Origin of the sequence: Chryseobacterium polytrichastri (genome assembly GCF_900142445.1) — a bacterium.
GTDB classification, from domain to species: domain Bacteria; phylum Bacteroidota; class Bacteroidia; order Flavobacteriales; family Weeksellaceae; genus Chryseobacterium; species Chryseobacterium polytrichastri.
Map to the genome: position 1 here is coordinate 54,678 of NZ_FRAV01000023.1, position 26,094 is coordinate 80,771.

Below are 26,094 nucleotides of genomic sequence, written 5' to 3' on the forward strand. Positions count from 1 at the left end.
GAAAACTCAATCTTTCTCAGTATCAATAAATATAAAAAAATTAAGACTTTATTAATACTTAAATTACTTTACAATGAACTGATATATTGTTATTTGATTTTTTTCATATCAAATCATTAATTTCACTTTGAACCTTTTTCGTTAATGATTTAAATACCAATTCATACGAATGATCAATTAATTTAAAAATCAACTCTCTTTTTAATCCGTCTACAGAAACAGAATTCCAATGGGTTTTATTCATATGAAATGCACCGGTAATTTGTGGATGCTGCTCACGAAGCTCTGCACTCCATTCCGGGTCTGTCTTTACGTTAACTCCCAATGGCTGTCTTTCTAAGCCCATTAATAAAAATATTTTTGTGCCTACTTTCATCACAAGCGTTTCATTATCAAAAGGAAAAGTTTCTGTAACTCCTTTTTTGGCTAGGCAATAATCTAAAATTTCGTTGGCATCCATGAATTTTAATAAATGATAAGTGATTAATGATCGTTGATATTAATTTCAAATTTAGTAAATTTAAGAAAGAAACATCATCACCTTAAAATATTTAATATGAAAGCTTTAGTAATCGGCGCAACAGGTGCTACAGGAAAGGATTTGGTTAACCAATTACTTCATGATAAAAACTTCGATGAAGTAGAAATTTTCGTAAGAAAACCTATTGATATCCAACATGATAAACTAAAAGTTCATATTGTAAATTTTGATAAACCTGAGGAATGGAAAGATGCCGTAAAAGGTGATGTAGCATTTTCATGCTTAGGAACTACTCTGAAAGCAGCAGGAAGTAAGGAAGCTCAGCGAAAAGTTGATTTTGATTATCAATATGAATTTGCAAAAGCAGCTAAAGAAAACAAGGTTGATGATTATGTTTTAGTCTCTGCATATGGAGCCAATCCTCAATCAAAAATTTTCTATTCTAAAATGAAAGGCGAATTGGAAGAGGCTGTAAAAGAATTACATTTCAATAAAATTACCATTTTTAAACCCGGAATGTTGGAAAGAAAAGACTCTGAAAGAACAGGAGAAGTTTTAGGAAGTAGAATTATAAAGTTTGCTAATAAGTTCGGATTGCTGGAAAGTCAAAAACCGCTTCCCACAGATATTTTAGCTAAAGCAATGATTAATTCTTCTAAAATAAAAAGCAATGGCTATTCGAGTATTAAACTGGGGAATATTTTTTGTTTTGCGGAGAAAAGTAATGGGTGATTTTAATGTGAAAAGTGAATAAAGTCAATTGTGAATTTTACTCTATTTAATTACTGCCTTTTTATAATATAAAAGCTTCGACTCCGCTCAGCTTGACATTTCTAATACTTATTGTAAAGTCTGAATATATCAAACAAATCGAAGTCGAAAAATATTTGTATTCTCTATAAACTTTAAGAGAACTCTTCTTTTAATTTCTTAGAAATTTCTTCGGCAATAGGCTTGTCTTTTATTTTTTCATAAACCTGTTTAGCTTTTTTCATTAGCTTTTCATCATTTTTACTTTTTCCAACTTTTATTTGAGATAAAGCATAGAGCGCTAAATAATTATCATCTTTTTTATATGCAGAATGTACTTCTTCAAGATAAGGTAAAGCCTCTTCATAACTACCTTTCAAACTGTACAGCATTCCATACATATATCTTCCATCAGCTTTCATTCCACCTGTATATTTATAAAGACTTTCAGCTTCCTTAAGGTTCTGTATGCCTTTATCATAATCAGCTAACATGATAGAAGTATTGGCAATTCCATAATATCCTTCAGGATTTGTTGGGAAATATTTTACCATTTCCTCATATTTTTTTCTGGCTTCATCAGCAGCTCCAAATCTCATGAATTCAATTGCGAGATTCTGTTTAAATATAGGAGCTTTATTTTGGGCTAAACTATCTGCAACATAATAATATGCAAGAGCTTCATCATGCTTGTCTTGTAATCTAAAAAGGTATCCTGCCAAGAAGAAAGCATCACAATATTTGGGATCTTTATCTGCAGTCGAAATAAGAATACGAGTTGCTTTTTCGTAAAATTCAGGATATTGAAGGGTTTTTATACCTACCTCAAAACTTTTTTTTGATTCTGCTTTTTCAGGAGTACAATAATTTGTTTTTCCTAAAAAATAGCTGTCTTGTGAAAACCCTTTAATAGAAAAGATTAAAATAAAAATGGTTAGTAGTTTTTTCATAGTTATAAAAATAAAAAAAGTGGATGAAAACATCCACTCTACAAAAATATAATTTTATATTGTTATTTCAAATACTTCGTAATCGCTTTGTCAGTAGGTTTTGTAGTACTGATAAAAGTATCGATCAACTTCCCGTTTTCATCAATTAAAAACTTTGTAAAATTCCAAAGGATGGTTGTATTTTTTACTCCGTTCAGTTCTTTTTCTGTTAAATACTGGAAAATAGGAGCTTTATCATCTCCTTTTACAGAAACTTTTGCTGCTAAGGGAAATGTTACTCCATAATTTTTTTGACAAAAAGCACCAATTTCAGTATTAGTCCCAGGTTCTTGTCCACCAAAGTTATTGGCAGGGAAACCTACAATCACCAATTTATCTTTATACTCTTCATACAGCTTCTCAAGATCAGCATATTGTGGTGTAAATCCACATTCAGAAGCTGTGTTTACGATAAGGATTTTCTTTCCTTTAAAATCGGCAAAGTTAATTTCTTTCCCTTCTTCCAAGGCATTAACTTTGAAATCGTATATTGTCTTTCCCATAAGTTCTTTGGTTTTAGCTTTAGACGTTTCCCCTTTCTTCTGAGCGCAACTATTAAAAAAAGTTACAAAAGAAATCAGTAATAAAAAAAACTTTTTCATTCTTATTAATTTTATTTAGCAGTTTTGCTGCTGTTATTTTTATCCTTAAAATTTAAAAATATTGTCTGGAAAAACTTTGTTGATATCAATTTTATTGATCAACATTACGTAATCTCCATCTTTTTTAGCACTAGAAGATTCTATTCTGAAAGGCATTAACAAGCTTCCCACTTTTTTATAATCAGAATAAGTAAGCGTTTCTTCTTTCTTAATCTCTTTTAACAGCATATAAGTTTTGGTGTCGAAATAGTAAAAATTCTTATTTACATTTTTCGTAAGTTCTACTTTATGACAGTAAATATCTCCTACTTTTTCCTTTCCTAAATATTTGGCCTCGAAACCTTTATTTTCCCAATCTATAAAATCGTTATCAAAACTTTCAGGAACATAGCTTGTATATTCTTGCACTTTATTCGTGGCATAATTCATGGCATATCCTTTACTTCCATCATATCCTTCAATCGCTGTATCTTTATTATTAATCGTAAGAACAGTTTTTGTAAGATTTGGACGCTGTTGGTAGATTTTTATCGGATATTCATCTTTAATTCCTAAGACTACTTTTCCCTGAAGTAATACTGAATTTAACAGCTTCCAATTTGTTAATCCTCCGGATAATTCGATGTTTTTATCTATGATTTCCTTTGCCGTCTGTGCAAAAGAGAGTTGCGAATAAATCAGGACGAAAACTAACAGTAATTTCTTCATTAATTAAATTTATAAATTCAAATATAAGGCTTTGTAATGACTTCTTCTATTAATAATATACTAAATGGATTGGATGTATAGTAATTTTTTTTGTGTTGATAACCGAGGTTCTAAACCAACTATTGCTGTGAAGGAATCGTTTCTGTTGCAGCTAGTGTATTGATTATTATTTTTTAACAATCAAAATACACATACAGTTTGTCATTCTGAAAGTGAAAATCCATAAAATCTTAGGTGAAAACATTCAAGGTTTTCTTTATCATTTCGACGTAATGAAAAATTTATATGAATGTTTAGATTCCACGCTCCCCTTCGTTTCGCTCTGAATGACACAATTGAGAATCCTTTTAAATCAGCTTCCTCGCTTTTTCAAGGTCTTCTGGAGTATCAATTCCAACACCAACAAAATTGGTTTCTATCATTTTAATTTTCATCCCATATTCTAAATAACGTATGCATTCAATCTTTTCAGATATTTCCAACGGCTTCATCTCCAGTTTCGAAAACTGAAGTAAAGCATGTTTTCTGAAAGCATATACTCCGATATGTTTAAAGTAGCTTATATCATAAGAAACTTCTCTATGAAAAGGAATTACAGAGCGGCTAAAATACAATGCAAAACCACTATTATCTGTAATTACTTTTACATTATTCGGGTTTTCAACTTCCTCTTTTTCAGTCAATTTTATTTTTAATGAAGCTAAAGAAATTTCCTGATTATCATCTTCTTTGAAAACTTCAATTAACTGTCTTAAAGGTTCCAGTTTAAGAAAAGGTTCATCTCCCTGAACATTGATAACAATATCACAATCAATATTTTGAACTGCTTCTGCAATACGATCGCTCCCTGTTTCATGTTGCCCCGTCATAACAGCTTTTCCTCCGTTATTCTCTATTTCAGTAAAAATAATCTCAGAATCTGTAGCCACAAAAACTTCATCAAATAGACCTGTATCTACAACATTTTGATATGTCGTGGTAATCACAGTTTTTTCGCCTAACATCTGCATTAATTTTCCTGGAAAGCGGCTTGCTTCATAACGAGCGGGAATAACAGCGATGATTTTCATTGAATATTCTAATTTTTATAATTTTATTTAAATATAGATCTTTTTATTAAAAAGATAGCTTCACTCCTACTGTATTGTATTCTGAAATTCTAGAAGCCGTAAAATTTACTTTATATTTTACATGTCCTGCACTAAATCCAGAAACAGAATATCTATTTCTTGAGATCGTTTTTCCTATAAAATATCCCATTAACAAAGCTAAAGGATAGTCTGACGCCCAATGAACCTGGCTCTGCATCATTTGAAAACATAATGCTCCGGCCAAGGTATATCCTACGGGTTTTATCCAAACAGAATCAGGATAGTTATCTGCAATTACTGTTATTGCTGACATAAATGTAGTTAAATGTCCCGAAGGCATAGCATCATAATGTGGCGTTTCTTTGCCAAATGCGGAAAAACTCGGAAAAGGATTCCAGTCTCCTCCGGAATTACCATTTTCTATAGCGATAAAAGGGCTTTCTCTTCCTGTAATTCTTTTAATCGTTTGCGAAAATACTCCTGATAGGATTAAACTTTCCATCAAACCACTTGCTGTCGCTTGTGCTCTATAATCGTTTTTAATTAAACCATAAGTTGCAAAACCAACACCTAATAGGACAACAGTGGATCCGTTTCCTAGTAAATAAAGTCCGGCACCAATATCTTTTGGAACTTTTACGATCCCAGCAACTTTATTATAATTATTACTTACACTCATCCCCCATTTCTCGGCAACCTCTCTGGAGTTATCTATTAATTTTTGATCAAAAGGGATCAAAATCAAGGTACTAGCCACGGCGCCACCCAGATAATAGGCATGATCCTTTGCTACAAAATCTTTATTAGTATCAATAAAATCCTTTGGAGCCTTTGTAATAAATTCAAGAAGTTTGGGCTTGGGATACGTTCTAACAGAACCATCTTTTAAAGTATAGCTTTGAGATTGTGTTCCTTTCTCAATTTTATCAACAGCTATACTATCATTCTTTTGAGACCATACTAATACCGATATTGGTAGTAGTAACCATCTGATTTTCTTCATCATTTAATGTTTAAACAACCGCAATTAATCGTAAGCTTATTTAATCTGTAAACTTGTTAGTAACACTACATTCAGTTTAAAGCAAAAGAACTTTATATTACGCTCTCTCGTTTCTCTATAACCAAAACAATTAATTGCGGTGCTATTTTTATTTAAGCTTGTTTAAAGCATTTTCCAGTTTAGGCATCATCAATTCAATTTCACTCGTAGCTAATCCACCAACAGAAGCACGGAACCAAGGTTCAGATTTTGCTTCTCCAAAAGCAGAGAAAGGAACTAGCGCCACACCAGCTTCGTTAATTAAATAGAATACTAAGTCTGAAGAATTTTCAATAACAGATCCGTCCGGTTTTGTTTTTCCAATATAATCTAATTTGATTGTAAGGTATAACGCACCCATTGGTTCAATACTTTCAACAGCTAATCCTTTTCCTTTTAGATCTTGAATTCCCTGGTGAAGCACTTTTAAACTTGCTTCTAATTTTCCTTTGAAATCATTTACGAAAGTATTTACATCCTCAGGGTTTTCAAAGTATTTTGCAGTAGCTTCCTGTTCAGGTTTTGGTGCCCAAGCTCCAACATGCGTCAGAAGAGCCTTCATTTTATCAATGATAAGAGCCGGACCGAATCCCCATCCTACACGAACTCCAGTTGCTGCCAAGCACTTAGAAATACCGTCAATATAAATTGTATATTCTCTCATTTCAGGGAAAAGAGATACAGGGTCAACGTGTTTTGCTCCAAAAGTAAGGTTGGAATAAATTTGGTCATACATTAAGTACAACGGCTTTTCGTCTGCTCCTCTTTTTTTATTTTCAGCTAAAACTAATTTACAAATTTCTGAAAGTTGCTCTTCTGTAAACATTGTTCCTGTTGGGTTCAATGGTGAACAAAGAGCCAATAAAACAGCTCCGTCTAAGTGTGGTCTTAAATCATCTGCAGTAGGAAGAAAGTTGTTTTCCTGTGTTGTTTTAACTTCTACAGCATCTGCTGATGTAAGATAAGCATAATGATTATTATTCCAAGATGGTGTAGGATAAATTACTTTATCTCCTTCATCAACGATTGTTTTATAAACCGCGTAGATCAAAGGTCTTGAACCTGCTGTGATTAAAATGTCATTCGCGCTATAATCAAGATTCCATCTCGTTTTCAAGTCTTTTGACACTTCATTTCTTAAAGATAAAAGTCCATTTGCAGGAGGATAGTTCGTCAGATTGTTCTGATATGCTTTCTGAATCTCTTCCTTCAACTTTGCAGGTATCGGGTAGATATTAGAATTCAGATCACCAATGGTAAGATTGGCTATCTCCGCTCCTTTTGCCTTTAAATCATTTACTTCATTACCAATTTTTACAATTTCAGAACCAATCAGGTTGGCTGCTAATTTTGATACTTTCACTTTATTTTAAATTTAGAATTATTTTTTATTTGAATGCTTAGGATCTAGGTTCAGTGTAATTTCCTAAATCCAAAGCCTCAATATTTACGTTAACTGTAAGTCGTTTTTTACTTGATTAATTTTCTCATCCAACGATTTCAGTTTATCTCTGAAATCTGCTTCAGAGCTGATGCTGTCTTTTACCGAAATATAAAATTTAATCTTTGGCTCTGTACCTGAAGGTCTTACGCAAACTTTGGTTCCATCTTGTGTATAATAAATCAATACATTAGATTTTGGAATGTCGTTCATTACCAGTTTCTCATTTTTAGAAACCACAAAGTTCGTTTGCTCTTTAAAATCCTTCACTTCTTCAACTAGAGAACCAGCTAATTCTTTTGGTGGATTTTCACGGAAGTTCTTCATCATATTCTGAATTTCTTCAGCTCCGTCTCTTCCTTTTCTTACCAGATTTACCAATCCTTCATAATACATTCCTGTTTCCTGGTAAATTTCAATCATATATTGATACATGGTTCTGCCATTAGCTTTACACCAAGCAGCAATTTCGCATGCAAGAAGAATACTTCCACAAGAATCTTTGTCTCTAACGAAATCTCCGGTCATAAACCCGAAACTTTCTTCACCACCACAAATGAATTTTTCTTTTCCTTCAGCTTCACGAATCATTTTTCCGATCCATTTAAATCCTGTAAGCCCAGCTTTACATTGTACCCCGAATTTCTGAGCAATATCAAAGAAAATATCTGAAGTTACGATTGTAGAACCAATAAATTCAGAACCTGTGATTTTATCTAATTTTCTCCATTCATTTAAAATGTAGTATGTAAGAATCGTATTGGTTTGATTCCCATTTAATAACTGCATTTCACCATCAAGATTTCTTACTGCAATTCCTAATCTGTCACCATCCGGATCTGTTCCGATCACGATGTCAGCATTTGTAATTTTAGCTAAATCCATTGCCATTTCCAATGCTGCAGGCTCTTCAGGATTTGGAGATTCTACTGTGGTGAAATTTCCACTAGGAATCATCTGTTCCTTAACAAGATCTATTTTTTTAAATCCAGCCTTTTTCAACGCTTGAGGAACTGTTGTATATGTTGTACCATGAATGGAAGTGAAAACAATATTTAAGTTCTCTTTTCCAACGTTTTGGTACGTAGAGTTTTCAATACAAGCATCAATATAAACATCATCTTGCTCTGCACCAATCCATTCAATCAAATCATCGTTTCCATCAAATTTAATTTCGTCAAATTTCACAGAATATACTTCATTAATAATCGCTTCATCGTGTGGCGGAACAATCTGCGCTCCATCATTCCAATATACTTTGTACCCGTTATATTCCGGTGGATTATGAGAAGCTGTTAATACAATTCCTCCATTACATTTTTTATCACGAACAGTGAAAGATAATTCAGGAGTCGGTCTGTGATCTTTGAAAAGCAACACTTTAATTCCGTTTGCCGTTAAAACATCAGCAACCAATTTTCCAAATTCTTTTGAATTGTGACGTACATCATACGCTATCGCAACCTTTATTTCTTCATTAGGAAATTGCGTTAACATATAATTAGCTAGCCCTTGTGTAGCCTGACCTAGCGTGTATTTATTTAAACGATTGGTTCCTACGCCCATAATTCCACGCATTCCTCCTGTTCCGAATTCCAATTCTCTATAAAAAGAATCTTCTAAATCTGGAGAATTGCTCTCAATTAATGATTGTACTGCCTCCCTAGTTTCTTTATCAAATGTATCGCTTAACCAAAGCTCTGCTTTTTCTAATGTTGTCATATGTGTATTTCGTTCTTTATATAGTTTGTAAAATTTGATTTTTAACTGTCATTTCGAGAAACGAGAAATCTATTTAATTATTATTAAACAGAGATTATTCACTGCGTTTTCGCTCCGTTCTGAATGACAAACCGAATAGGTATTATACCTTAATCCAGCTTTTTATTTTCTACTTTCGTCGTTTTATCTATTTTAAATGCTCTGATTGGATTATTATAATAAATAAATTTTGCTGTATTCTGAATGTTTCCTTTCAATGAGTCTTTAACATTTACTTCAGCATAATTCCCATTTTTAGAATCTATTTTCAAGTTGGTTATTTTCCAGTAAGGAGCAATTAAACTCGCTGTATCAGAAATCTTTATTACTGCATCTTTCGTCAATCCAAGAAAATTAGCTCTACTTCCATTCTTCATTTCTACTTCTGCTCTTCTCGTATTGATGGAGCCCATAAAAGTGGCATTATTCTTTAAGTTCAATCTGAAATTATCGGTCTTAATTTCACTTGAAATATTCATTTCCACTGAATCTGAAATAGACACTTTTTCCAGATTATATTTAGAGTAAATGGTTACATTATAGAAGTCTACCCCTTTTGTACCTCTACTTTCTTTAATAGAAAGTGTTTTATCTTTTACATCTACATCCAGATTTTTGGCAACATTCGGATATGTTTCAATTTCTACAAAATTCTTTGGACCTCTTGCATAAAATACCCGAAACTTTCCTTCCAAATCAAGATTTACAAATTCTGAAACATCAATATCTTTAGTTTCAATTTTACCTTTTGGAGAAATTTTCCCACAAGAAACCACCACAATGAGCATCAATGTGAACAATACTTTTTTCATTCTAACTTTTAAATATTCTGTATACAACTGTAGTAATACCATTTAATTTTATTAAAAACTCATGAAGTTTTTAATCCCTCCTCGGTACCTAAAATAATTTTACCGAACAAAAATAGTATTTAAATTTCTAAAAGGCTTACTCTTCCTACCATAAAATACCTGACAAATTTCAATTTTATTCTTAAAATCTGCTATTTTATCCATTTGAATCGGAGTATGTCATTCGACGAATGAGAAATCTATTTAATTCGTATTAAAAAGATTTTTCACTCCGCTTTACTTTGTTCAGCATGGTAAACGTTAATTCATTTTCAAAGTTTGTCATGTTGGAAGCAGCTCTACAAAGTTTATTTAGATCCTTTCAGAATGACAAACTTACTGTTTTATTTTGCTGATTGATTTGTTTTTACTCTGCAGAATATTTAGCTTTCAAAAAAGGAAAAACGCTTATAACGTGATTCTAAAATCTGTTATAAGCGCTAAATTTATTGGTGTATGACTAATATCGGAAATAATATGACACCAACAAAAAACCTCAAAAAGCATCATCCTTCTTGAGGCTTTCTTATCACATATTAATGCGTCAATATTTTTTTCACCCATTCTTTTTATTTATCCGAACAAATCTTTCACTTCTTGGGCATTAAAAGATTTACTTTCTTCATCTATAGAAATAATACTACTGGCAATTTTTTTCTTTTTTTGCTGAAGATTGATAATTTTTTCTTCTATGGTATCTTTACAAATCATTCTATACGCCATGACCTGCTTTTTTTGTCCGATTCTGTAGCAACGATCTATTGCTTGGTTTTCTACCGCAGGATTCCACCAAGGATCAATGATAAATACGTAATCTGCCTCGGTAAGATTCAATCCGGTTCCACCTGCTTTCAAACTGATTAGAAAAACCCGAATATCCTCTTGGTTCTGGAAATTTTCTACCCTGTTTTGGCGGTCTTTTGTCTGCCCATCAAGATATTCATACGTAATATTATTTTCTTCGAGTCTATTTTTTACCAATTGCAGCATTTTCACAAAACTAGAGAAAACCAATATCTTGTGATTTCCAGTTTTTTCAATGATATTTTCTATTAAAATATCCAGCTTTACAGACTCCTTAGTATATTCTTCTTTGTCTGATAATATAGCCGGACTGTTGCAAATCTGTCGTAATTTGGTAAGACCTTCCAAAATGTACATTTGAGATTTTCCGATGCCGTTTTCATCAATTTTATTCAAAAGAAAATCTCGATACTGATCCTTGAAAGTATCATATACTTTGCGTTGCTCTTTTTCCATCTCGCAGTAAATGATACTTTCTACTTTATCCGGTAGTTCTGTTGCTACCTGTTCTTTCGTTCTCCTTAAAATAAAAGGACTGATGATTTTTGAGAGCAATTCTGAGCTTTGTACATCTTTTTCCTTATCAATAGCATCAGAAAATTCTTTTTTGAAATGTGTCATATTCCCCAATAATCCGGGATTCACAAAATTGAATTGCGCATACAGATCAAACGTATTATTTTCAATGGGTGTTCCGGTAAGAACAACTCTATTGTACGCTTTCAAAAGCCTAACACATTTATACCTCTTAGAATTTGGATTCTTAATGGCCTGACTTTCATCTAAAATTAAATAATTAAAATCAATATCCTTTAAAAACTCAGCATCATTTATAATAGATCCATAGGTGTTAATGATCACATCATATTTATTAAAGCCTGCTAGTAAGTCTGCACGATTCAGACCTGTAAAAACAAGAAGTTTAAGCGTAGGACAAAATTTCTTAATTTCATTCTGCCAATTAAATATAAGCGAAGTTGGCGCAATAATCAATGAAGGATTTTTTGGCTTTTTAGTGGTTTTCAGATGTTGCAGAAAAGTAATCATCTGCAGCGTTTTCCCCAATCCCATATCATCTGCCAAACAACCTCCTAACTGATGTGTATCTAGAAAATTAAGCCAATGCAAACCATGAATCTGATATTCCCTAAGTTTAGCTTTTATTCCTTTTGGAACAGGAACTTTTTCGATGTTTTCTATGCTCTGAATCCTTTTCTTTTTTTCATAAAGATCAATCAGAAAATCGGGTTTTTCTTCCAATTCATTATACAGTTCATCAATAATACCAAACTGGAAATTAGAAATCTGTAGTCCTTCTTTTTTTATTTCACCTACTTTAAAATAGCCGGCGAATTTATCCATCCAATCTTTGGGCATAATACCTATAGTTCCATCTCCCAACACTACAAAATTGGATTTTTTAACGAATGCTTTTTGTAAGTCTTTTAATGATAGCTTCTGATCTCCAAATGAAACATCAATACTTATATCAAACCAATCAATATCAGACTTTACAGAAACACTTATAGATGCTTTATTGAGATTATATTTAAATGATTTCAGCTCTTTAGCTCCAAATAATTTGATGTTTTGATTTTTCAATTTTTCGGAAGCATCTAAAAACCAAAAATCTTCCATTAGCTGGGATGCGTTGAGATGAAATACCCCTTCTTGATCCTGAAAACCTGGATGCAGTTGTAAAAACTCTTCCCGAAGCTGGTTTTCTAAAGCTGTATTACGCTCCAAATAAGAAAAACCGCCTTTTTCATTAATTGAAAAACGAAGTTCTTTACTTTCTATATCAATTAATTTTTCAGGATATTGCACGGCAAGTGTAAAACTCACCATTTCATCTGCATCTTCAATATATACTTGCTTTTCTAAACCATTTTCATCTGTCTTACTCTTAGTATTTTTGAAATTATCAGTTTTTACCTGATATTTTTGAGACAACGGAGATAAGATTTTTTCTTTAAAAGCAATTGCATTTTTCTTAATATAATTGGTCTGCGGATGATGTATATAATACTGTAAATCTGCAGAAAAAGCAGGACTTTTTATAGGATAAATCTCATTATCTTTTTTAATGAATAAAGGAGTTATTTGCAGTTTTGAAGAGTCTGTTTTATACGTTTGGTCACCAATTTTTATTTTCGGTTCCAACTGATAGAATAAAGGATCTTCACTAAACTGAAATACCATTTCCAACTCTTTCTCAACAATAAAAAGTGAATCTAAATTTTTACGGGTATATGTATTTCTCTCTTGATGAGCAAAAAGTGGATAGTCTTTCAGTAAAGAAATCAACTCACTAAAACTATGAATAGCCTTTGAAAAATCATCTGCCTTATTAAGCTTGTATAAAATTTTTGATAGTTTGTAGCTTTTTAAAATAACTTGTACAAACTTTTCATCATAATTATCAATACTACTATCCAAAGAATAGTAAGAAATTTCTTTGAAATGGGTCGCCAGCTCTGTTCTTTCCTTGTTAAATTTACCCGTTACAGGCACAAATCCTCCAAAACTATTCCTGTCAAATTCAAAAACTAAAGCTTCTCCGTATGTTGATTGCTTTTCAGAACCCGGTATTTTATAATTGGGTTGGTTTAATATTTTAGAAAAATCACTTTCATAAGGAGTATCTATCTTATGAAGATTGGGAAACTTACTCGTTGCAAAGAAACCTTGATCATTAAGCTTAAAATCAAAATATTTTTGATAGTCATCCTGTAGATCGAGACCATAATCTGCTAAAAAATTTGATTTTTTATTCTCTAAGTAATAATCATTAAAATAATCATTTCCAAATATTTGCATTATTTTTTCAAAAGCAGGATAAAGATGCTGGCAATACTTTTTTTGGAATTTCTTTTTACAAGTACAGGATACTTTTAATGTGCTGCTTTTTTTGTTATAGATAAAACTTTGCTTTTCCCGTTCCCAAGTATTTGCCTGTACAACAATACTGTCCGGAGTAGCGCCTATAATAAAAGCTTGATGATAGGAGTTTCCTCCCCCGTTGCTTTGCAATTCTTTTCTTATTTTTTCATAATCAATGATTCCATTTTCCAACGTGAAGTTCAAACTGTTATCTTCTTTTTTTAAAATATCTGCGCTACTTACAAACTGAGCCGTTTGGCGGGGTTTTATATCATTAATTTTTTCTTCTCTAAGAATCAATGCTAATTTCTCTAAAGAAGCTACGCCATGTTTACAAATCCCATCATAATCATACGGGCAAGAGCAATCTACGGTAATGATATCATCACAATAAATCTTAACGATATAAGGCTTCTTTGCAGAACCTCTACATTCAAAAACAAAATTGCTATTATTAATAGATTTTAAAACAGGATAAATTTGCATGGATCTATTAATACTTGAAGAATTTGCATTATTCAGAATAAATTTAGCAATGTTAGAAATTTTAGTTTCAGCCATTTTTTATAGTGTTTTTTATCATACAAATGAAGCCATTTAACTTTTAAATGGCTTCATTTATTATATACAAAAGTTTTATTTTACTCCTTACGTTTTAGGATTTCAATTCCTTGATTATAATAAATTTACCTAAAAAGAATATTCTAATTCTGCTTACTATAGCAAGGTTTTCAATACAATTAACTTAATGTTAAAGATATTTCGTTTCTTTTGTGGGTTATTTTTCAGGAAGTTACCTAAATAACTTCATCAATATTATAATTTTTATGTTCACGATTCGTTCTGATAATCATTTCTCCTAAAAACCCTGCAATGAAAAGCAAAGTTCCCATAATCATCATGGTCAATGCAATAAAAAACCAAGGATTATTGGTGATTAAATGCCCATAAATTCCTCTTGCTACATCAATGAGTTTTGAAACCCCCAACCAAAGCGCAGAAAGAAAACCGAGAATAAACATCATGGTTCCTACCGCTCCAAAGAAATGCATTGGTCTTCCTCCAAAACGACTTACAAACCAAAGGGTTACCAAATCTAAAAAGCCACGGATAAATCTTTCCGTTCCGAATTTTGAAGTTCCATAAGGTCTTGCCTGATGCTTAACTTCTTTTTCTGTAATTCTTCTGAAACCCGCATTTGCAGCTAAAACAGGGATATAACGGTGCATATCTCCATACACATCAATTGTTTTTACCACCTGTTTTTTATACGCTTTAAGGCCACAATTGAAATCATGAAGTTCAACACCAGAAACTTTACGGGCCGCAGCATTGAACAGTTTTGATGGTACATTTTTCGTCATGACATTATCAAAACGCTTCTTTTTCCAGCCTGAAACGATATCGTAATTATCTTTAATTACCATGTCATACAATTCAGGAATTTCTTCCGGAAAGTCCTGTAAATCAGCATCCATTGTGATGATTACATCTCCGTTTGTTCTTTCAAAAGCAGCGTGAAGTGCCTGAGATTTTCCGTAATTTTTGGAAAACTTAATCCCATGAATTTGAGGATGTTGTACTTTTAAATTTTCGATAATACTCCACGATAAATCCGTACTTCCATCATCTACAAACCAGATTTCATAAGATAAATTATTTGTAACGCAAACAGTATTAATCCTTGAAAAAAGCTCTTCCAAAGAGTCCTCTTCATTAAGTAGCGGAATAACTATAGATAGATTCATTTAATTTTAATAAAAATTATTCTTGATTTATTGGTTCCTCGTGAACACTTCTTGTTCTGAAAAATGCTCCAAAAAACAATGACAAAACTACGTAAAATATAAGAATTGCTGCAAAATATCCCGAAAAATGACTTGCCGTAAGCATATCTTTTCCTTTAACAGCTGCAGGAGTGAAACTTTGAAGTCTTTCTTTATATTTTTGGTCTAGCTCGTCAATATCTTTTTGGTGCTTCATAATCTTCCTTGCAGAAGTATATTCTTTGTCCAATTCTGATTTTTGAGTGTGAACATATTGGTAATTCAATAGGTTTTTTGCTTCCGGATCTACAAAATTTAAAAATGAATAAATACTGAAAATCGAAAGAATTCCTCCAATAAACATGGGTATGAATGCTCTCTTAAAAGCTTGTCTGAAATTAAGTCGGTGGTTGTTCCAGTACACCTTTACCGACCAAAAAGCACCTCCTGCATAGATAAGAGGCAATACGAAAGCATTGGCTTTCAGTGAAATATCAAAATAATGTATTCCCGAGAAAAAGAAGTATACTATGAAAAAAACAATCATAGTGGCTATAAAAAGTATAATTCCTATTGTTGATGGACTTTTAGTCATGTTAAATTTTTTTGAAAATTTTTGAAAAATTATAAGCCTACATTTCAGCAATTTAGCTTCAATAAAGGATTTTTCAGTTTATTTTTTTGTAATTTTATTTTGAAGTTTATAAAATATTCCTACCTTTGCAACGGCAAGTCCTAAACAACCAGCTCCTGAGAATCCTCCAGGGTGGGAACGCAGCAAAGGTAATTGGTTGAGCGGTGTGATTTAGGTAGCTTGCCATTTTTTTTATTTTAAGTTGAACAGAGGTAATTTTAGAATTATCTTTTTTTGTTTCTATACTTTTCAACATTTCAATTATCATTTTCAAATTACCTTTTAATCTTTACTTAAAATTCGAACTCCTCTCCTAGCTTAGGCAATACAAGTTCTACATTTTTATCTGCAAAATGCTTCAATGCACTTTCATGATTAATTTCAATTGCAGGGAAAGTATCAAAATGACAGCCGATTACTTTTGGAGTTTTCAATAATTCCGCTGCTGCAAAAGCCGCTTTTTTCGGACACATTGTGTAGTGACTTCCAATTGGTAGAATTGATAAATCAATATTTCCATATAATCTTGGAAATAACTCCATATCAGCCATTACGCCTGTATCTCCAGCCATATATATGTTCTTACCTTCAGGCAATCTGAAAATATAGCCTACTGGAACGCCTCCATAGCTTCCATCTGGAAAAGAACTTGTATGATGAGCTGGTACCATGGAAATTTTAAGATCGTCGATTTTTGCCGACCCTCCTAAGTTCACATCATCTCTGTTTTTAGCTGTTTTGAAATATGCACAAACTTCTGGAACTCCGATTACCGTAGCGTCAGGATGAAATTGTAAAACTTCTTCCACATCGGCAATATGATCTCCGTGCGCGTGAGTTAATAAGATATAGTCAATCTTTTGAGCTGAAATATCAAATCCTGATTCCGCTTTTTTATAGTTATAAAAAGGGTCGCTCAAGATCGTTTTGTCTTTATACGTGAACAAAAAACAGTTTTGTCCTAAGAATTGTATTTTCATTTTTAAAGTTATTTTTTAATTAATTTTTAAATATTTAAACACAAATAACTCAAATATTTACACAAATATCACTATTAAAATTTTAGTGAAAATTTGTGTAAATATTAGTGTTATTTGTGTTTTATTTAAGCTAGTAAATGCTAAGTTTCTTATTGATTTTATTTCTGAGGAAATTTATCTTCTATTAAATTTAAATTAATCCCATGTTCCAAATACGCTTTACATCCATCTAAAACTGTTGTAAAGCCACCAGTATTATCATTTATTACCTTTAACAGATTTTCCCCAGTTTGAGAAAAACCATAGCTTTTAATGATAACAAGAGTGCCTTTTTCCATTTCTTTGAATTCATAATCTACATTTGTTGAAGGCTCTCCCCATTCTGTTTTGATTAAATGATTTAGAATGATTTGATTAACCTTTACCGCAGACTTCACACCATACATCTCCCATTCCCAAATAACAGTTTCGCTTTCTACTAATTTCCCGGTAGATTTTGTAAACCAAAATTGGGTTGTAATTTCAGGATTGATAAATGCTTCAAAAACATCTTCAATTGGTTTTCTGATAAGCATTTGAGCTTCAACATAGATATTCGAACTCATAATATTGGTAGTTTATTTAAAGAAATTAAGTCCAATCGCTGTAAGAGTTGCCATTGTAAATGTTAGAATTCCGACTTGCTTTAAGAACGGGTCTAGCTCTTTAGGCTCTTTTACAGCCATTATTTTTCTTCTCAGTTTAGCAAACGGAATCAACAAGATCATCACAATAAAAACGTAATAATTTTGAGACTGAATAAAACCATTCATCCCTAAAAATATCATGATCAAAATTAAAGGAAGTTGTAATAAGATCATTTCGTATATCATTGCATTTCTGAATCCTATTCTTAGCGCAAAGCTATTTTTTCCTGATAATCTGTCACTTTCAATATCTCTCATATTGTTAAGGTTAATTACCGCCATACTCATCATTCCTACTGCAGCTCCGGGTAATAACATATCCCAACTGAACGTTTTTGTAAACAGAAAATAACTTCCGCAAACTGAAACTAACCCAAAAAAGATAAATACGAAAAGATCTCCTAATCCCATATATCCATAAGGCTTTTTTCCAACAGTATAGCCAATTGCCGCTAAAATACATGCAACACCCAATCCTATGAAAATGTAAAATTCATTCATATAATTTGGAATGAAAGCCACATATAACAAAGCAATAGTAGCTACAAAAGCCAATATGGCTACCAAGATCACCGCATTTTTCATTTGCTTTGCTGTAATCTTCCCTGAAGCTACTGCTCTGGATTCGGCTTCACTGATTCTTTTAGCATCCGTTCCTTTTACTCCATCGCCATAATCGTTAGCGTAGTTTGAAAGTACCTGATACAACAAGGTTACCACCAATGCTAATGCGAAAATCTTCCAGTCCCAAATTCCACCTTCGCCATAAAGCCTCCATTTTGCGATGAAAGCTCCCATAATAATTCCGCTTAAAGAAAGCGGTAATGTTCTTAGCCTTGCGGCTTTTATCCAATCCTTCATATGTATAAGTAATGAATAATTGGTAATAAGTAATGCCTATATTTTTCATTACTTATTACCAATTACTTATGTTAAGATATCCATTGATCTTTTCCGAAGTCAGGCTTTCTTTTTTCTAAGAATGCGTTTCTTCCTTCTTTTGCTTCTTCCGTCATATAAGCCAAACGTGTAGCTTCACCAGCAAATACCTGCTGACCTACCATTCCGTCGTCTGTTAAGTTCATGGCGAATTTCAGCATTCTGATAGAAGTTGGAGATTTAGCTAAAATTTCCTGAGCCCATTCGTAAGCTGTATCTTCTAATTCGTCGTGTGGAATTACCGCATTTACCATTCCCATTTCCAACGCTTCCTGAGCAGAATAATTTCTCCCTAAAAAGAAAATTTCACGAGCTTTTTTCTGTCCAACCATTTTTGCTAAATACGCTGAACCGTAACCTCCGTCAAAACTTGTAACATCAGCATCCGTCTGTTTGAAGATCGCATGTTCTTTACTTGCTAATGTAAGGTCACAAACTACATGCAATGAATGTCCACCACCAACAGCCCATCCCGGAACAACCGCGATAACAACTTTCGGCATAAAACGAATCAAACGCTGAACTTCTAAGATATTTAAACGATGTCTTCCGTCTTCACCTACATAACCCTGATGTCCTCTTGCTTTTTGGTCTCCTCCACTACAGAAAGCCCAACCTCCATCTTTAGGACTTGGCCCTTCACCTGTAAGCAAAACAACGCCTATTGAAGAGTCTTCAGAAGCATCATAAAAAGCATCATATAATTCTGAGGTAGTTTTTGGACGAAAAGCGTTTCGAAGTTCTGGTCTGTTAAAAGCAATTCTTGCTACACCATTGCATTTTTTATACGTAATATCTTCGTATTCTTTGACGGTTTTCCACTCGATCATCTTGTAAAAATTTTCTCAAAGATACGGAATTACAGAGAATTTTAACATTGATTTTTGATGATAGTCATTGGGAAATTTGTTGAATTTTTTAGTTTGATTTAGATGATTCTGATTTTTTTTGAATACTATTAATCTAACGCTAAGAATACTAAGATATCTTTACATTATTGAGAGGATTTTCAATTACAAAGAAAGAAGACTGGATGAATAATTTATAAAAGATAGATTTCTCCTTCGTCGAAATAACAAAAATTGTGTTTCTTTTTTTCTCTCGCGGATTTTGCAGATTTACACAGATGATTGTATTTATTTGTAGCATTTATATTTTTTCAAGTTTTGGCTAAAGCCAAATTGTATGTTCTGTTTTTCTAAATGGGCTGAAGCCCATTCCTATTGATATGTTTTAATGATTTAATTTTTTTAAAAAGTGTCGGATTCTTCTTTATGTTTTTAATTCGTTTGAAATAAAAAAGTACAAAAAAACCGGAACACAATTGCTCCGGTTTTGATCTTTAACCTTTAAGATTAAAAAGTATTATTTTGCCTTAGCCGAAAGTTCAGCTTCTTTAGCTTTCATTTCAGCAGCTTTTGTTGGGTTTTTAGTGATATTATAAATATCTTTTAATGTTGAAACCGCATCTAAACTTGTAGGATTTGCTTGATACCATTTTTCAGCATAAGGAAGAGCTTTATTGAATCTCTCTTTTCTAGCTTCAATTAACTTGGTAGCATCATCCGGCTTCGTTTTTCTAAGCGCATTGATCTCTTCTACTGCTTTTGCATCATCACCAATAGCGGTATAGACTAAATTTTGATAAGCGTTATTAGACAGTTTAGGATCAGCTGAACCTAATTCAAGTGCTTTCTGGAAAGAAGCTATTGCATCGTTTGTAGTCGCAGGATTCTTAGATTGCAATACTCCTAAATTATACCAATTTGTAGCATCATTAGGATTTTTAGCCAATTGCTCCTTTAAATTCTGCATGAATTTATCTGTATTTCCGGAAGCATAAAGTGCTGTCCCCTGCAATTCCTTAAGTTTAGCGTTATTTGGATATTTAGCTAATCCTTTCTCGATAATTGCTATCGCTTCATCATGCTTCTTAGTATTTAAAAGTAGCGTAGATAACGTTTCATACAAATCTGGCTCAACATTTGGAGACTGCTCAGTTTTAAAATCAGAAAACTCTTTTGGAGAAGATTTTTTCAATAATTCCCAAGTACTTTTGTCATAAGGATTAACCTGTCCTGTTTTATTATCTTTTGCAGTATACGTTGTCTGAACTCCTGTATACCCTGAATTAATTAATTCTTTATAGATCTTAATCGCCTCTTCGTTGTTATTTGCTAAAGCATAACTCAATCCTCCATAGTACATATACGTTTTATCGTCTTGACCATTCGTTTTCAACAAGTTATAAACTTCTAAAAACTTAGGGCCTGCAACCGTATAATTTTTTGCACTATAAGCATCCATTGCTGCTTTATTAGCAACCTGTAACTTAGCGTTTACATCTTCTTTTTGTCCGAAAACTAAAGCTGATGCTACGATAGCCATACCTAAAATTAGTTTCTTCATAATCACTATTTTATATTAATTGTACAATTTATTCTTCAGAATCAGAACTCCCTGCTTCCTCAGTTGTTGGATTTTCATTTTCAACCTGAGGTGCCTGATCGTTTTCTTGGTTATCAGCTACAATTTCACTTCCTTCTTCTATTTCTTCTAAATCTTCTTCAACCTCTTTATCCATTGCAACTTTTGCGATAGCAGCAATCTCATCATTCTTCTTAAGATTGATCATTTTCACCCCTTGCGTATTTCTACCCATCACTCTCATTTCATCCATATTCATACGGATAGCAACACCAGATTTATTGATAATCATCAATCCATCTTCATCTGTTACATTTTGGATAGCAATAAGATTTCCTGTTTTTTCGGTAATGTTTAGGGTAATAACTCCTTTTCCTCCTCTGTTGGTAATTCTATAGTCTTCTACTGCAGTTCTCTTACCATATCCTTTTTCAGATACTACAAGAACCGTTTCGTTTTCTACATCGTTCACAACGATCATACCGATAACCTCATCATTTTCTTCCATCGTAATACCACGTACTCCGATAGATCCTCTTCCTACTTCTCTTACTTTCTCTTCCGGGAAACGGATACATTTACCATTCTTAGTAGCAATCATGATCTGGGAAGTCCCATTCGTTAACCATGCTCCTAATAATTGGTCATTATCTCTAATCTCAATAGCATTGATACCATTTACTCTTGGTCTTGAATACGCCTCAAGAGAAGTTTTCTTAATAGTACCGTTTTTAGTAATCATTACCACGCTCATTTGGTTGATATAGTCTATATCTTTCAAGTCGTTGGTTCTGATATATGCTTTGATTTTATCATCCGGCTCAATATTGATAAGGTTTTGAACTGCTCTACCTTTAGATATTTTAGATCCTTCCGGGATTTCAAATACCCTTAGCCAGTAACATTTACCTTTTTCAGTAAAGAACAACATGTATTGGTGATTGGTTGCAGAAACGATATACTCTAAGAAATCTGAATCTCTTGTTGTTGCCGCTTTATTTCCTACACCACCTCTACTTTGAATTTTGTATTCTGAAAGCAATGTTCTCTTTACATATCCTGCATGAGAAATGGTAAGAACTACCGCTTCGTTTGGAATAATATCTTCAATAGACATTTCTCCTCCAGAATAATCGATCTCCGTTCTTCTTTCGTCACCATATTTTTCTTTAACTTCAGCTAATTCATCCTTAATAATCTGGAATCTTCTAGACTCATTCGCTAAGATATCTTCTAAGTCTTGAATTTCTTTCATGATGGTATCATACTCATCACGAATCTTATCCAGTTCCATACCCGTTAAACGAGCCAAACGAAGATCTAGAATTGCCTGAGCCTGAATATCAGAAAGTTCAAATTCTTGAATTAATCCTTCTTTCGCTCCTTGAGGGTTGGTACTGTTACGGATAATAGCAATCGCTTTATCTAACGAAGCCTGAGATCCGATCACTTTCATGAACCCTTCTAAGATATGAGCTCTCTCTTTCGCTTTTTTAAGCTCGTATTGAGTTCTTCTTACAATGACAATGTGTCTGTGCTCAACGAAGTGGTGAATGATATCTTTTAGGTTTAATTGTTCCGGTCTACCGTGTACCAAAGCAATATTATTAACACTAAAAGAAGTCTGAAGTGAAGTATATTTATATAATAAGTTCAGAACAACATTAGGAATCGCATCATTTTTCAATTCATAAACAATACGAAGACCATTTCTGTCTGACTCATCTCTAATCTCGTAAATTCCAAGAATCTTGTCGTCTTTCACCAAATCAGCTGTTCTGGCAATCATCTCAGCTTTGTTTACTTGGTAAGGGATTTCTGTTACAATGATCGCATTTCTGTTTCCAATTTCTTCAAAACTAACTTTAGCTCTCAAAACAACTCTTCCTCTTCCTGTATGGAAAGCATCTCTTACCCCATCATACCCATAGATAATCCCTCCTGTAGGGAAATCGGGAGCAATGATGTGTTGCATCAATTCGTCAATAGTAATATCTCTATTGTCAATATAAGCACCAATAGCATTTACAGCTTCTGACAAGTTGTGAGGCGCCATGTTCGTCGCCATACCTACTGCAATACCCGATGTTCCGTTAACCAAAAGGTTAGGGATCTTTGTAGGCATAACCGTAGGCTCAGTTAAACTATCATCGAAGTTATTCTGAAAATCAACAGTCTCTTTATCTAAGTCTGAAAGAATATCATCAGAGATTTTTTTCAATCTTGCTTCCGTATAACGCATTGCTGCAGGCGGATCGCCATCCATTGATCCAAAGTTACCTTGACCATCAACTTGAGGATAACGTAAACTCCATGGCTGAGCCATTCTTACCATTGCATCATATACTGAAGAGTCTCCGTGCGGGTGATATTTACCTAAAACATCACCAACAATTCTCGCAGATTTCAAATATTTTCTATTAGAAAAAACCCCTAATCCATACATACCATACAGCACTCTTCTATGAACGGGTTTCAAGCCATCTCTTACATCAGGTAACGCTCTTGACACGATAACCGACATCGAATAATCGATATAAGATGACTTCATTTCATCAACAATGTTGATAGGAATCAGTCTTTCTCCTTCTTTTTGCATAAACGAATTTTATTATAATGATATTCAGACCATTAGCTGTGAGCCTGAAAATTATCTATTTTGATTTTTTATTAACGTGCTAATTTACGAAAAATTTGCCGATTTTTGCCCTAGAATTTATCAACAAAATTTTAAAAATTCATAAAATATGAGCGTATTAAGTATAACTTTCCACTGCACGAAAAATAATATTGAAGAATGGGAAAATTATATGGACGAAACATTGGTTTTAATGACAGAAAACCTAATGGATGTAACCAAATATATCCTTTCTGAGGTACATAGCGATTATATCGAAGATGGAAAAAATTATAACCTTCTTTTGATGTTTGATAATGATGACCTTCGAAATGATTTTATGGAGAGCGAACTTCTAAATATCACCGAAATCGTTGAAAATAAATTTGGACAGGAAGTGATGATTTTTAATACTTTTCTAAATCCTAAGAAATCCAGATTTTAAAAGAATATCATTTCTCTTCACAATAAAATTTCATCATAAAGCGAAAGCACTGAAAATATTCAGTGCTTTTATTTTTTTATAATCTTACGACAATTACCGGTCTGCTAGAAACATGATTTCTTCTGTATTTTTTGTGATGAGAATACCTGTGAGGTCTTTCAGGTCTGTAATAATGGTTTGGTTTATAATAATGTCTTTCAGGTCTATGATACCTATATGCAACAGGTCTATAATGTGGTCTCGGCCCGTGATAATAATGTTTCGACGGTCCATGCCCACGATGATGATGACCTTTTTGGAGAGGTGATGCTTGATAATAAGCAAAAGAAAAAATCAGTAAGAAAAATCCTACTATTTTAGTTAGCACTTTCATAAATCAACTATTTTCAAATTACATTACGAAAACTTGCAAGACTAATGCCAATAATACTTTATTATTAGATTCCAGAGGATTTTTAAGAAACTTTATAATTTCATCTACTTAAATCTAATCTAAGAAACTATTTCGCTTCTTCTTTCATACGATATAAGATCTTTCCATTCTCCGTTTAATTTTGCGATTTTTTTATGTAGACCAACGTTTTTGAAACCGTTTTTTTGATGAAATCTAATGGAAGCTTCATTTTCGGGGAAGATATTGGCTTGTAAAGTCCAGAATCCGTGGCTTTCGCTATCCAAAATCATCTTTTTAAGCAAAACTGAACCTAAACCTAGTCCTTGGTATTTATTGTCCAAATAAATACTCACATCTGCAACTCCTTTAAAACACTCTCTTTTACTTACATGTTTTAGCGCGCACCAGCCTACCACTTCACTACTCTCGTTCTCAAGCACCCATCTACAATCGTTAAAAAACTCTGTATTCCAAACTTCTCGGTTCGGAACTTCTGTTTCGAAAGTAGCCATTCCACCGTCTATTCCCTGTTTATAGATCTCCAACACTTTGGGTTCGTCATCGGGAAGCATTTCTCTTATTTCGTAATTCATTACTTAATGGTATTTTCTTTTGTTTTTTCTTTTTATTCTAGAATAATGGGTCTGCTTATCTTTTTCATCTTCCGAGATCACGCTTATATTCCCATCCACTTCAAGAATAGATAGTTTTACATTTTTAATTCCGTCGACGCCATGTTCGCGAATAGCTTCTTCCAGTTCATCAATATTTATTTTAACATCATCTAAAGCTTTTTCATCTACTTTACCATCCTTTATCAGAATTACAGGATCTGCTTCCATAAAAGTTTTAAAAGATTGATTTGAAAACATTAATCTTTTTACAATAAAATTGGCTGCAAAAAGAACCAAAGCCGCAATTAATCCTCCCTGCAAAGATGTATCCTGCCCTACCATCGCGTTTTGAACTGCATTGGAAATCAGCAATAACAAAACCACATCTCCTGCATTAAGCTGAGAAAGCTGATTTTTGCCAAACAACCGAATAGCCACCATCATAAAAAGGTAAACACAAAGTGAGCGGACAACTACATCAAGGATTGGATTCACAAGAATTTATTTATACTATCAAATGTATTGATTTTTATGTTTTCCTTTCAGAATAATTTCAAATTCAACCGAATTCAGTTCTTTTTAAATATAAACATTAAATTTGCCGCCAATCAGGGTACAAATAATGAAATATTTAAAAGGATTAGATACATTAAGAGCATTAGCTGCAACAATTGTAGTGATAGACCATGTTGAAATTATCAAGAAAGATAATGGTATTCATAATTTTATAGATAATCCAACTTTAATTTATCCTGACGGTCATCTCTCTGTTATCCTTTTCTTCGTTATCAGCGGCTTTCTTATTACCTATCTCTTATTAGCAGAACAAGAAAAAAGTGGTGGCATTAATCTCAAAAACTTCTATATGAGGAGAATTTTAAGGATCTGGCCGCTTTACTATTTGGTCTTATTCCTCTCCTATATAATTTTTAATCCGGATTATTCTCTCATGAGAATACTATTGTCCATGTTTATATTTCCCAATGTCGCCTATGCACTAAAGGAAACATGGGATATCAGTCCACAAATCTGGTCTATTGGTGTTGAAGAACAGTTTTACATCATCTGGCCACTACTCTTTATCTTTATTTCAATGACTAGTCCTAAAATAGGTTTACAAGTTATCAATTAAGATACGAATCCGGAAGATTTTACTTTTCCGGATTTTTTATGCATCATTTCCGGTGTT

The 26,094-nt window shown here is 32.9% G+C and carries 24 protein-coding genes and 1 other RNA gene; 4 read left to right on the forward strand and 21 right to left on the reverse strand.

The window, feature by feature from the left end; all coding sequences use genetic code 11:
- Nucleotides 1-103 precede the first annotated feature (103 nt).
- Nucleotides 104-460 carry an MmcQ/YjbR family DNA-binding protein gene (locus BUB80_RS14650; RefSeq protein ID WP_073294107.1) on the reverse strand — a complete coding sequence of 119 codons (357 nt, stop codon included), beginning with the start codon at nt 458-460 and terminating at the stop codon, nt 104-106.
- A 96-nt stretch (nt 461-556) separates the two neighbouring features.
- Here BUB80_RS14650 and BUB80_RS14655 point away from each other — a divergent pair, with 96 nt between their 5' ends.
- Nucleotides 557-1,213, forward strand: coding sequence for an NAD(P)H-binding protein (locus tag BUB80_RS14655; protein WP_073294109.1), 657 nt, complete (start codon nt 557-559; stop codon nt 1,211-1,213).
- Nucleotides 1,214-1,386: 173 nt separating this feature from the next.
- On the opposite strand, the gene BUB80_RS14660 is transcribed toward BUB80_RS14655, so the two are convergent.
- The 11 genes from BUB80_RS14660 to BUB80_RS14710 form a co-directional block, all read right to left on the reverse strand.
- Nucleotides 1,387-2,181, reverse strand: a complete 795-nt coding sequence (locus BUB80_RS14660) for a tetratricopeptide repeat protein (RefSeq protein WP_073294111.1) — start codon at nt 2,179-2,181, stop codon at nt 1,387-1,389.
- 62 nt (nt 2,182-2,243) lie between these two features.
- Nucleotides 2,244-2,723 carry a glutathione peroxidase gene (locus BUB80_RS14665; protein ID WP_394334057.1) on the reverse strand — a complete coding sequence of 160 codons (480 nt, stop codon included), beginning with the start codon at nt 2,721-2,723 and terminating at the stop codon, nt 2,244-2,246.
- Between the two features lie 144 nt (nt 2,724-2,867).
- Entirely contained in the window at nt 2,868-3,530 is a 663-nt protein-coding gene (locus BUB80_RS14670; RefSeq protein ID WP_073294115.1) for a histidine kinase, read from the reverse strand.
- Between the two features lie 347 nt (nt 3,531-3,877).
- Nucleotides 3,878-4,600, reverse strand: coding sequence for a 3-deoxy-manno-octulosonate cytidylyltransferase (gene kdsB / locus BUB80_RS14675; RefSeq protein ID WP_073294117.1), 723 nt, complete (start codon nt 4,598-4,600; stop codon nt 3,878-3,880).
- A 46-nt stretch (nt 4,601-4,646) separates the two neighbouring features.
- Nucleotides 4,647-5,624: a phosphatase PAP2 family protein gene (locus BUB80_RS14680; RefSeq protein WP_073294155.1), complete on the reverse strand. Its 978-nt coding sequence runs from the start codon at nt 5,622-5,624 to the stop codon at nt 4,647-4,649.
- Nucleotides 5,625-5,772: 148 nt separating this feature from the next.
- On the reverse strand, nt 5,773-7,026 hold the full coding sequence (locus BUB80_RS14685) for a pyridoxal phosphate-dependent aminotransferase (RefSeq protein ID WP_073294119.1): 1,254 nt from the start codon (nt 7,024-7,026) through the stop codon (nt 5,773-5,775).
- A gap of 84 nt (nt 7,027-7,110) precedes the next feature.
- Nucleotides 7,111-8,826: a phospho-sugar mutase gene (locus BUB80_RS14690; protein WP_073294121.1), complete on the reverse strand. Its 1,716-nt coding sequence runs from the start codon at nt 8,824-8,826 to the stop codon at nt 7,111-7,113.
- A gap of 149 nt (nt 8,827-8,975) precedes the next feature.
- Nucleotides 8,976-9,677: a GIN domain-containing protein gene (locus BUB80_RS14695; RefSeq protein ID WP_073294157.1), complete on the reverse strand. Its 702-nt coding sequence runs from the start codon at nt 9,675-9,677 to the stop codon at nt 8,976-8,978.
- Between the two features lie 612 nt (nt 9,678-10,289).
- Complete coding sequence (locus BUB80_RS14700) at nt 10,290-13,964, reverse strand: SNF2-related protein (RefSeq protein ID WP_073294123.1); 3,675 nt, start codon at nt 13,962-13,964, stop codon at nt 10,290-10,292.
- A gap of 236 nt (nt 13,965-14,200) precedes the next feature.
- A complete protein-coding gene (locus tag BUB80_RS14705) occupies nt 14,201-15,151 on the reverse strand; it encodes a glycosyltransferase family 2 protein (RefSeq protein WP_073294125.1) in 951 nt (316 codons plus the stop codon).
- A gap of 16 nt (nt 15,152-15,167) precedes the next feature.
- Nucleotides 15,168-15,764 (reverse strand): DUF4199 domain-containing protein, encoded by a 597-nt coding sequence (locus BUB80_RS14710; protein WP_073294127.1) that lies wholly within the window; start codon nt 15,762-15,764, stop codon nt 15,168-15,170.
- 131 nt (nt 15,765-15,895) lie between these two features.
- On the opposite strand from BUB80_RS14710, the gene ffs reads away from it, so the two are divergent.
- Nucleotides 15,896-15,992: signal recognition particle sRNA small type (gene ffs / locus BUB80_RS14715), an RNA gene on the forward strand.
- Nucleotides 15,993-16,096: 104 nt separating this feature from the next.
- Here the strand turns inward: ffs and BUB80_RS14720 are convergent.
- The 6 genes from BUB80_RS14720 to gyrA all read right to left on the reverse strand — a co-directional run bounded on the left by BUB80_RS14720 (nt 16,097) and on the right by gyrA (nt 23,434).
- Nucleotides 16,097-16,783: a metal-dependent hydrolase gene (locus tag BUB80_RS14720; protein WP_073294129.1), complete on the reverse strand. Its 687-nt coding sequence runs from the start codon at nt 16,781-16,783 to the stop codon at nt 16,097-16,099.
- Nucleotides 16,784-16,941: 158 nt separating this feature from the next.
- Nucleotides 16,942-17,388, reverse strand: coding sequence for an SRPBCC family protein (locus BUB80_RS14725; RefSeq protein ID WP_073294131.1), 447 nt, complete (start codon nt 17,386-17,388; stop codon nt 16,942-16,944).
- 12 nt (nt 17,389-17,400) lie between these two features.
- Nucleotides 17,401-18,330, reverse strand: coding sequence for a 1,4-dihydroxy-2-naphthoate octaprenyltransferase (gene menA / locus BUB80_RS14730; RefSeq protein ID WP_073294133.1), 930 nt, complete (start codon nt 18,328-18,330; stop codon nt 17,401-17,403).
- A gap of 71 nt (nt 18,331-18,401) precedes the next feature.
- Nucleotides 18,402-19,238: a 1,4-dihydroxy-2-naphthoyl-CoA synthase gene (locus BUB80_RS14735; protein WP_073294135.1), complete on the reverse strand. Its 837-nt coding sequence runs from the start codon at nt 19,236-19,238 to the stop codon at nt 18,402-18,404.
- A gap of 535 nt (nt 19,239-19,773) precedes the next feature.
- A complete protein-coding gene (locus tag BUB80_RS14740; RefSeq protein WP_073294137.1) occupies nt 19,774-20,817 on the reverse strand; it encodes a tetratricopeptide repeat protein in 1,044 nt (347 codons plus the stop codon).
- A gap of 28 nt (nt 20,818-20,845) precedes the next feature.
- Nucleotides 20,846-23,434 carry a DNA gyrase subunit A gene (gyrA, locus tag BUB80_RS14745; RefSeq protein WP_073294139.1) on the reverse strand — a complete coding sequence of 863 codons (2,589 nt, stop codon included), beginning with the start codon at nt 23,432-23,434 and terminating at the stop codon, nt 20,846-20,848.
- Nucleotides 23,435-23,582: 148 nt separating this feature from the next.
- On the opposite strand from gyrA, the gene BUB80_RS14750 reads away from it, so the two are divergent.
- The gene (locus BUB80_RS14750) at nt 23,583-23,897 is read left to right on the forward strand and encodes a DUF4286 family protein (protein ID WP_073294141.1); all 315 of its coding nucleotides are present in this window, start codon (nt 23,583-23,585) and stop codon (nt 23,895-23,897) included.
- Nucleotides 23,898-23,973: 76 nt separating this feature from the next.
- Here the strand turns inward: BUB80_RS14750 and BUB80_RS23420 are convergent, their stop codons facing one another.
- From BUB80_RS23420 to BUB80_RS14760, 3 genes are all read right to left on the reverse strand, one after another.
- Nucleotides 23,974-24,270: a hypothetical protein gene (locus BUB80_RS23420; RefSeq protein ID WP_139262707.1), complete on the reverse strand. Its 297-nt coding sequence runs from the start codon at nt 24,268-24,270 to the stop codon at nt 23,974-23,976.
- Between the two features lie 119 nt (nt 24,271-24,389).
- On the reverse strand, nt 24,390-24,884 hold the full coding sequence (locus BUB80_RS14755) for a GNAT family N-acetyltransferase (protein ID WP_073294143.1): 495 nt from the start codon (nt 24,882-24,884) through the stop codon (nt 24,390-24,392).
- Between the two features lie 3 nt (nt 24,885-24,887).
- Complete coding sequence (locus tag BUB80_RS14760; protein WP_073294145.1) at nt 24,888-25,400, reverse strand: DUF421 domain-containing protein; 513 nt, start codon at nt 25,398-25,400, stop codon at nt 24,888-24,890.
- Nucleotides 25,401-25,503: 103 nt separating this feature from the next.
- On the opposite strand from BUB80_RS14760, the gene BUB80_RS14765 reads away from it, so the two are divergent.
- Nucleotides 25,504-26,037 (forward strand): acyltransferase family protein, encoded by a 534-nt coding sequence (locus tag BUB80_RS14765; protein WP_139262709.1) that lies wholly within the window; start codon nt 25,504-25,506, stop codon nt 26,035-26,037.
- Nucleotides 26,038-26,094: the final 57 nt, after the last annotated feature.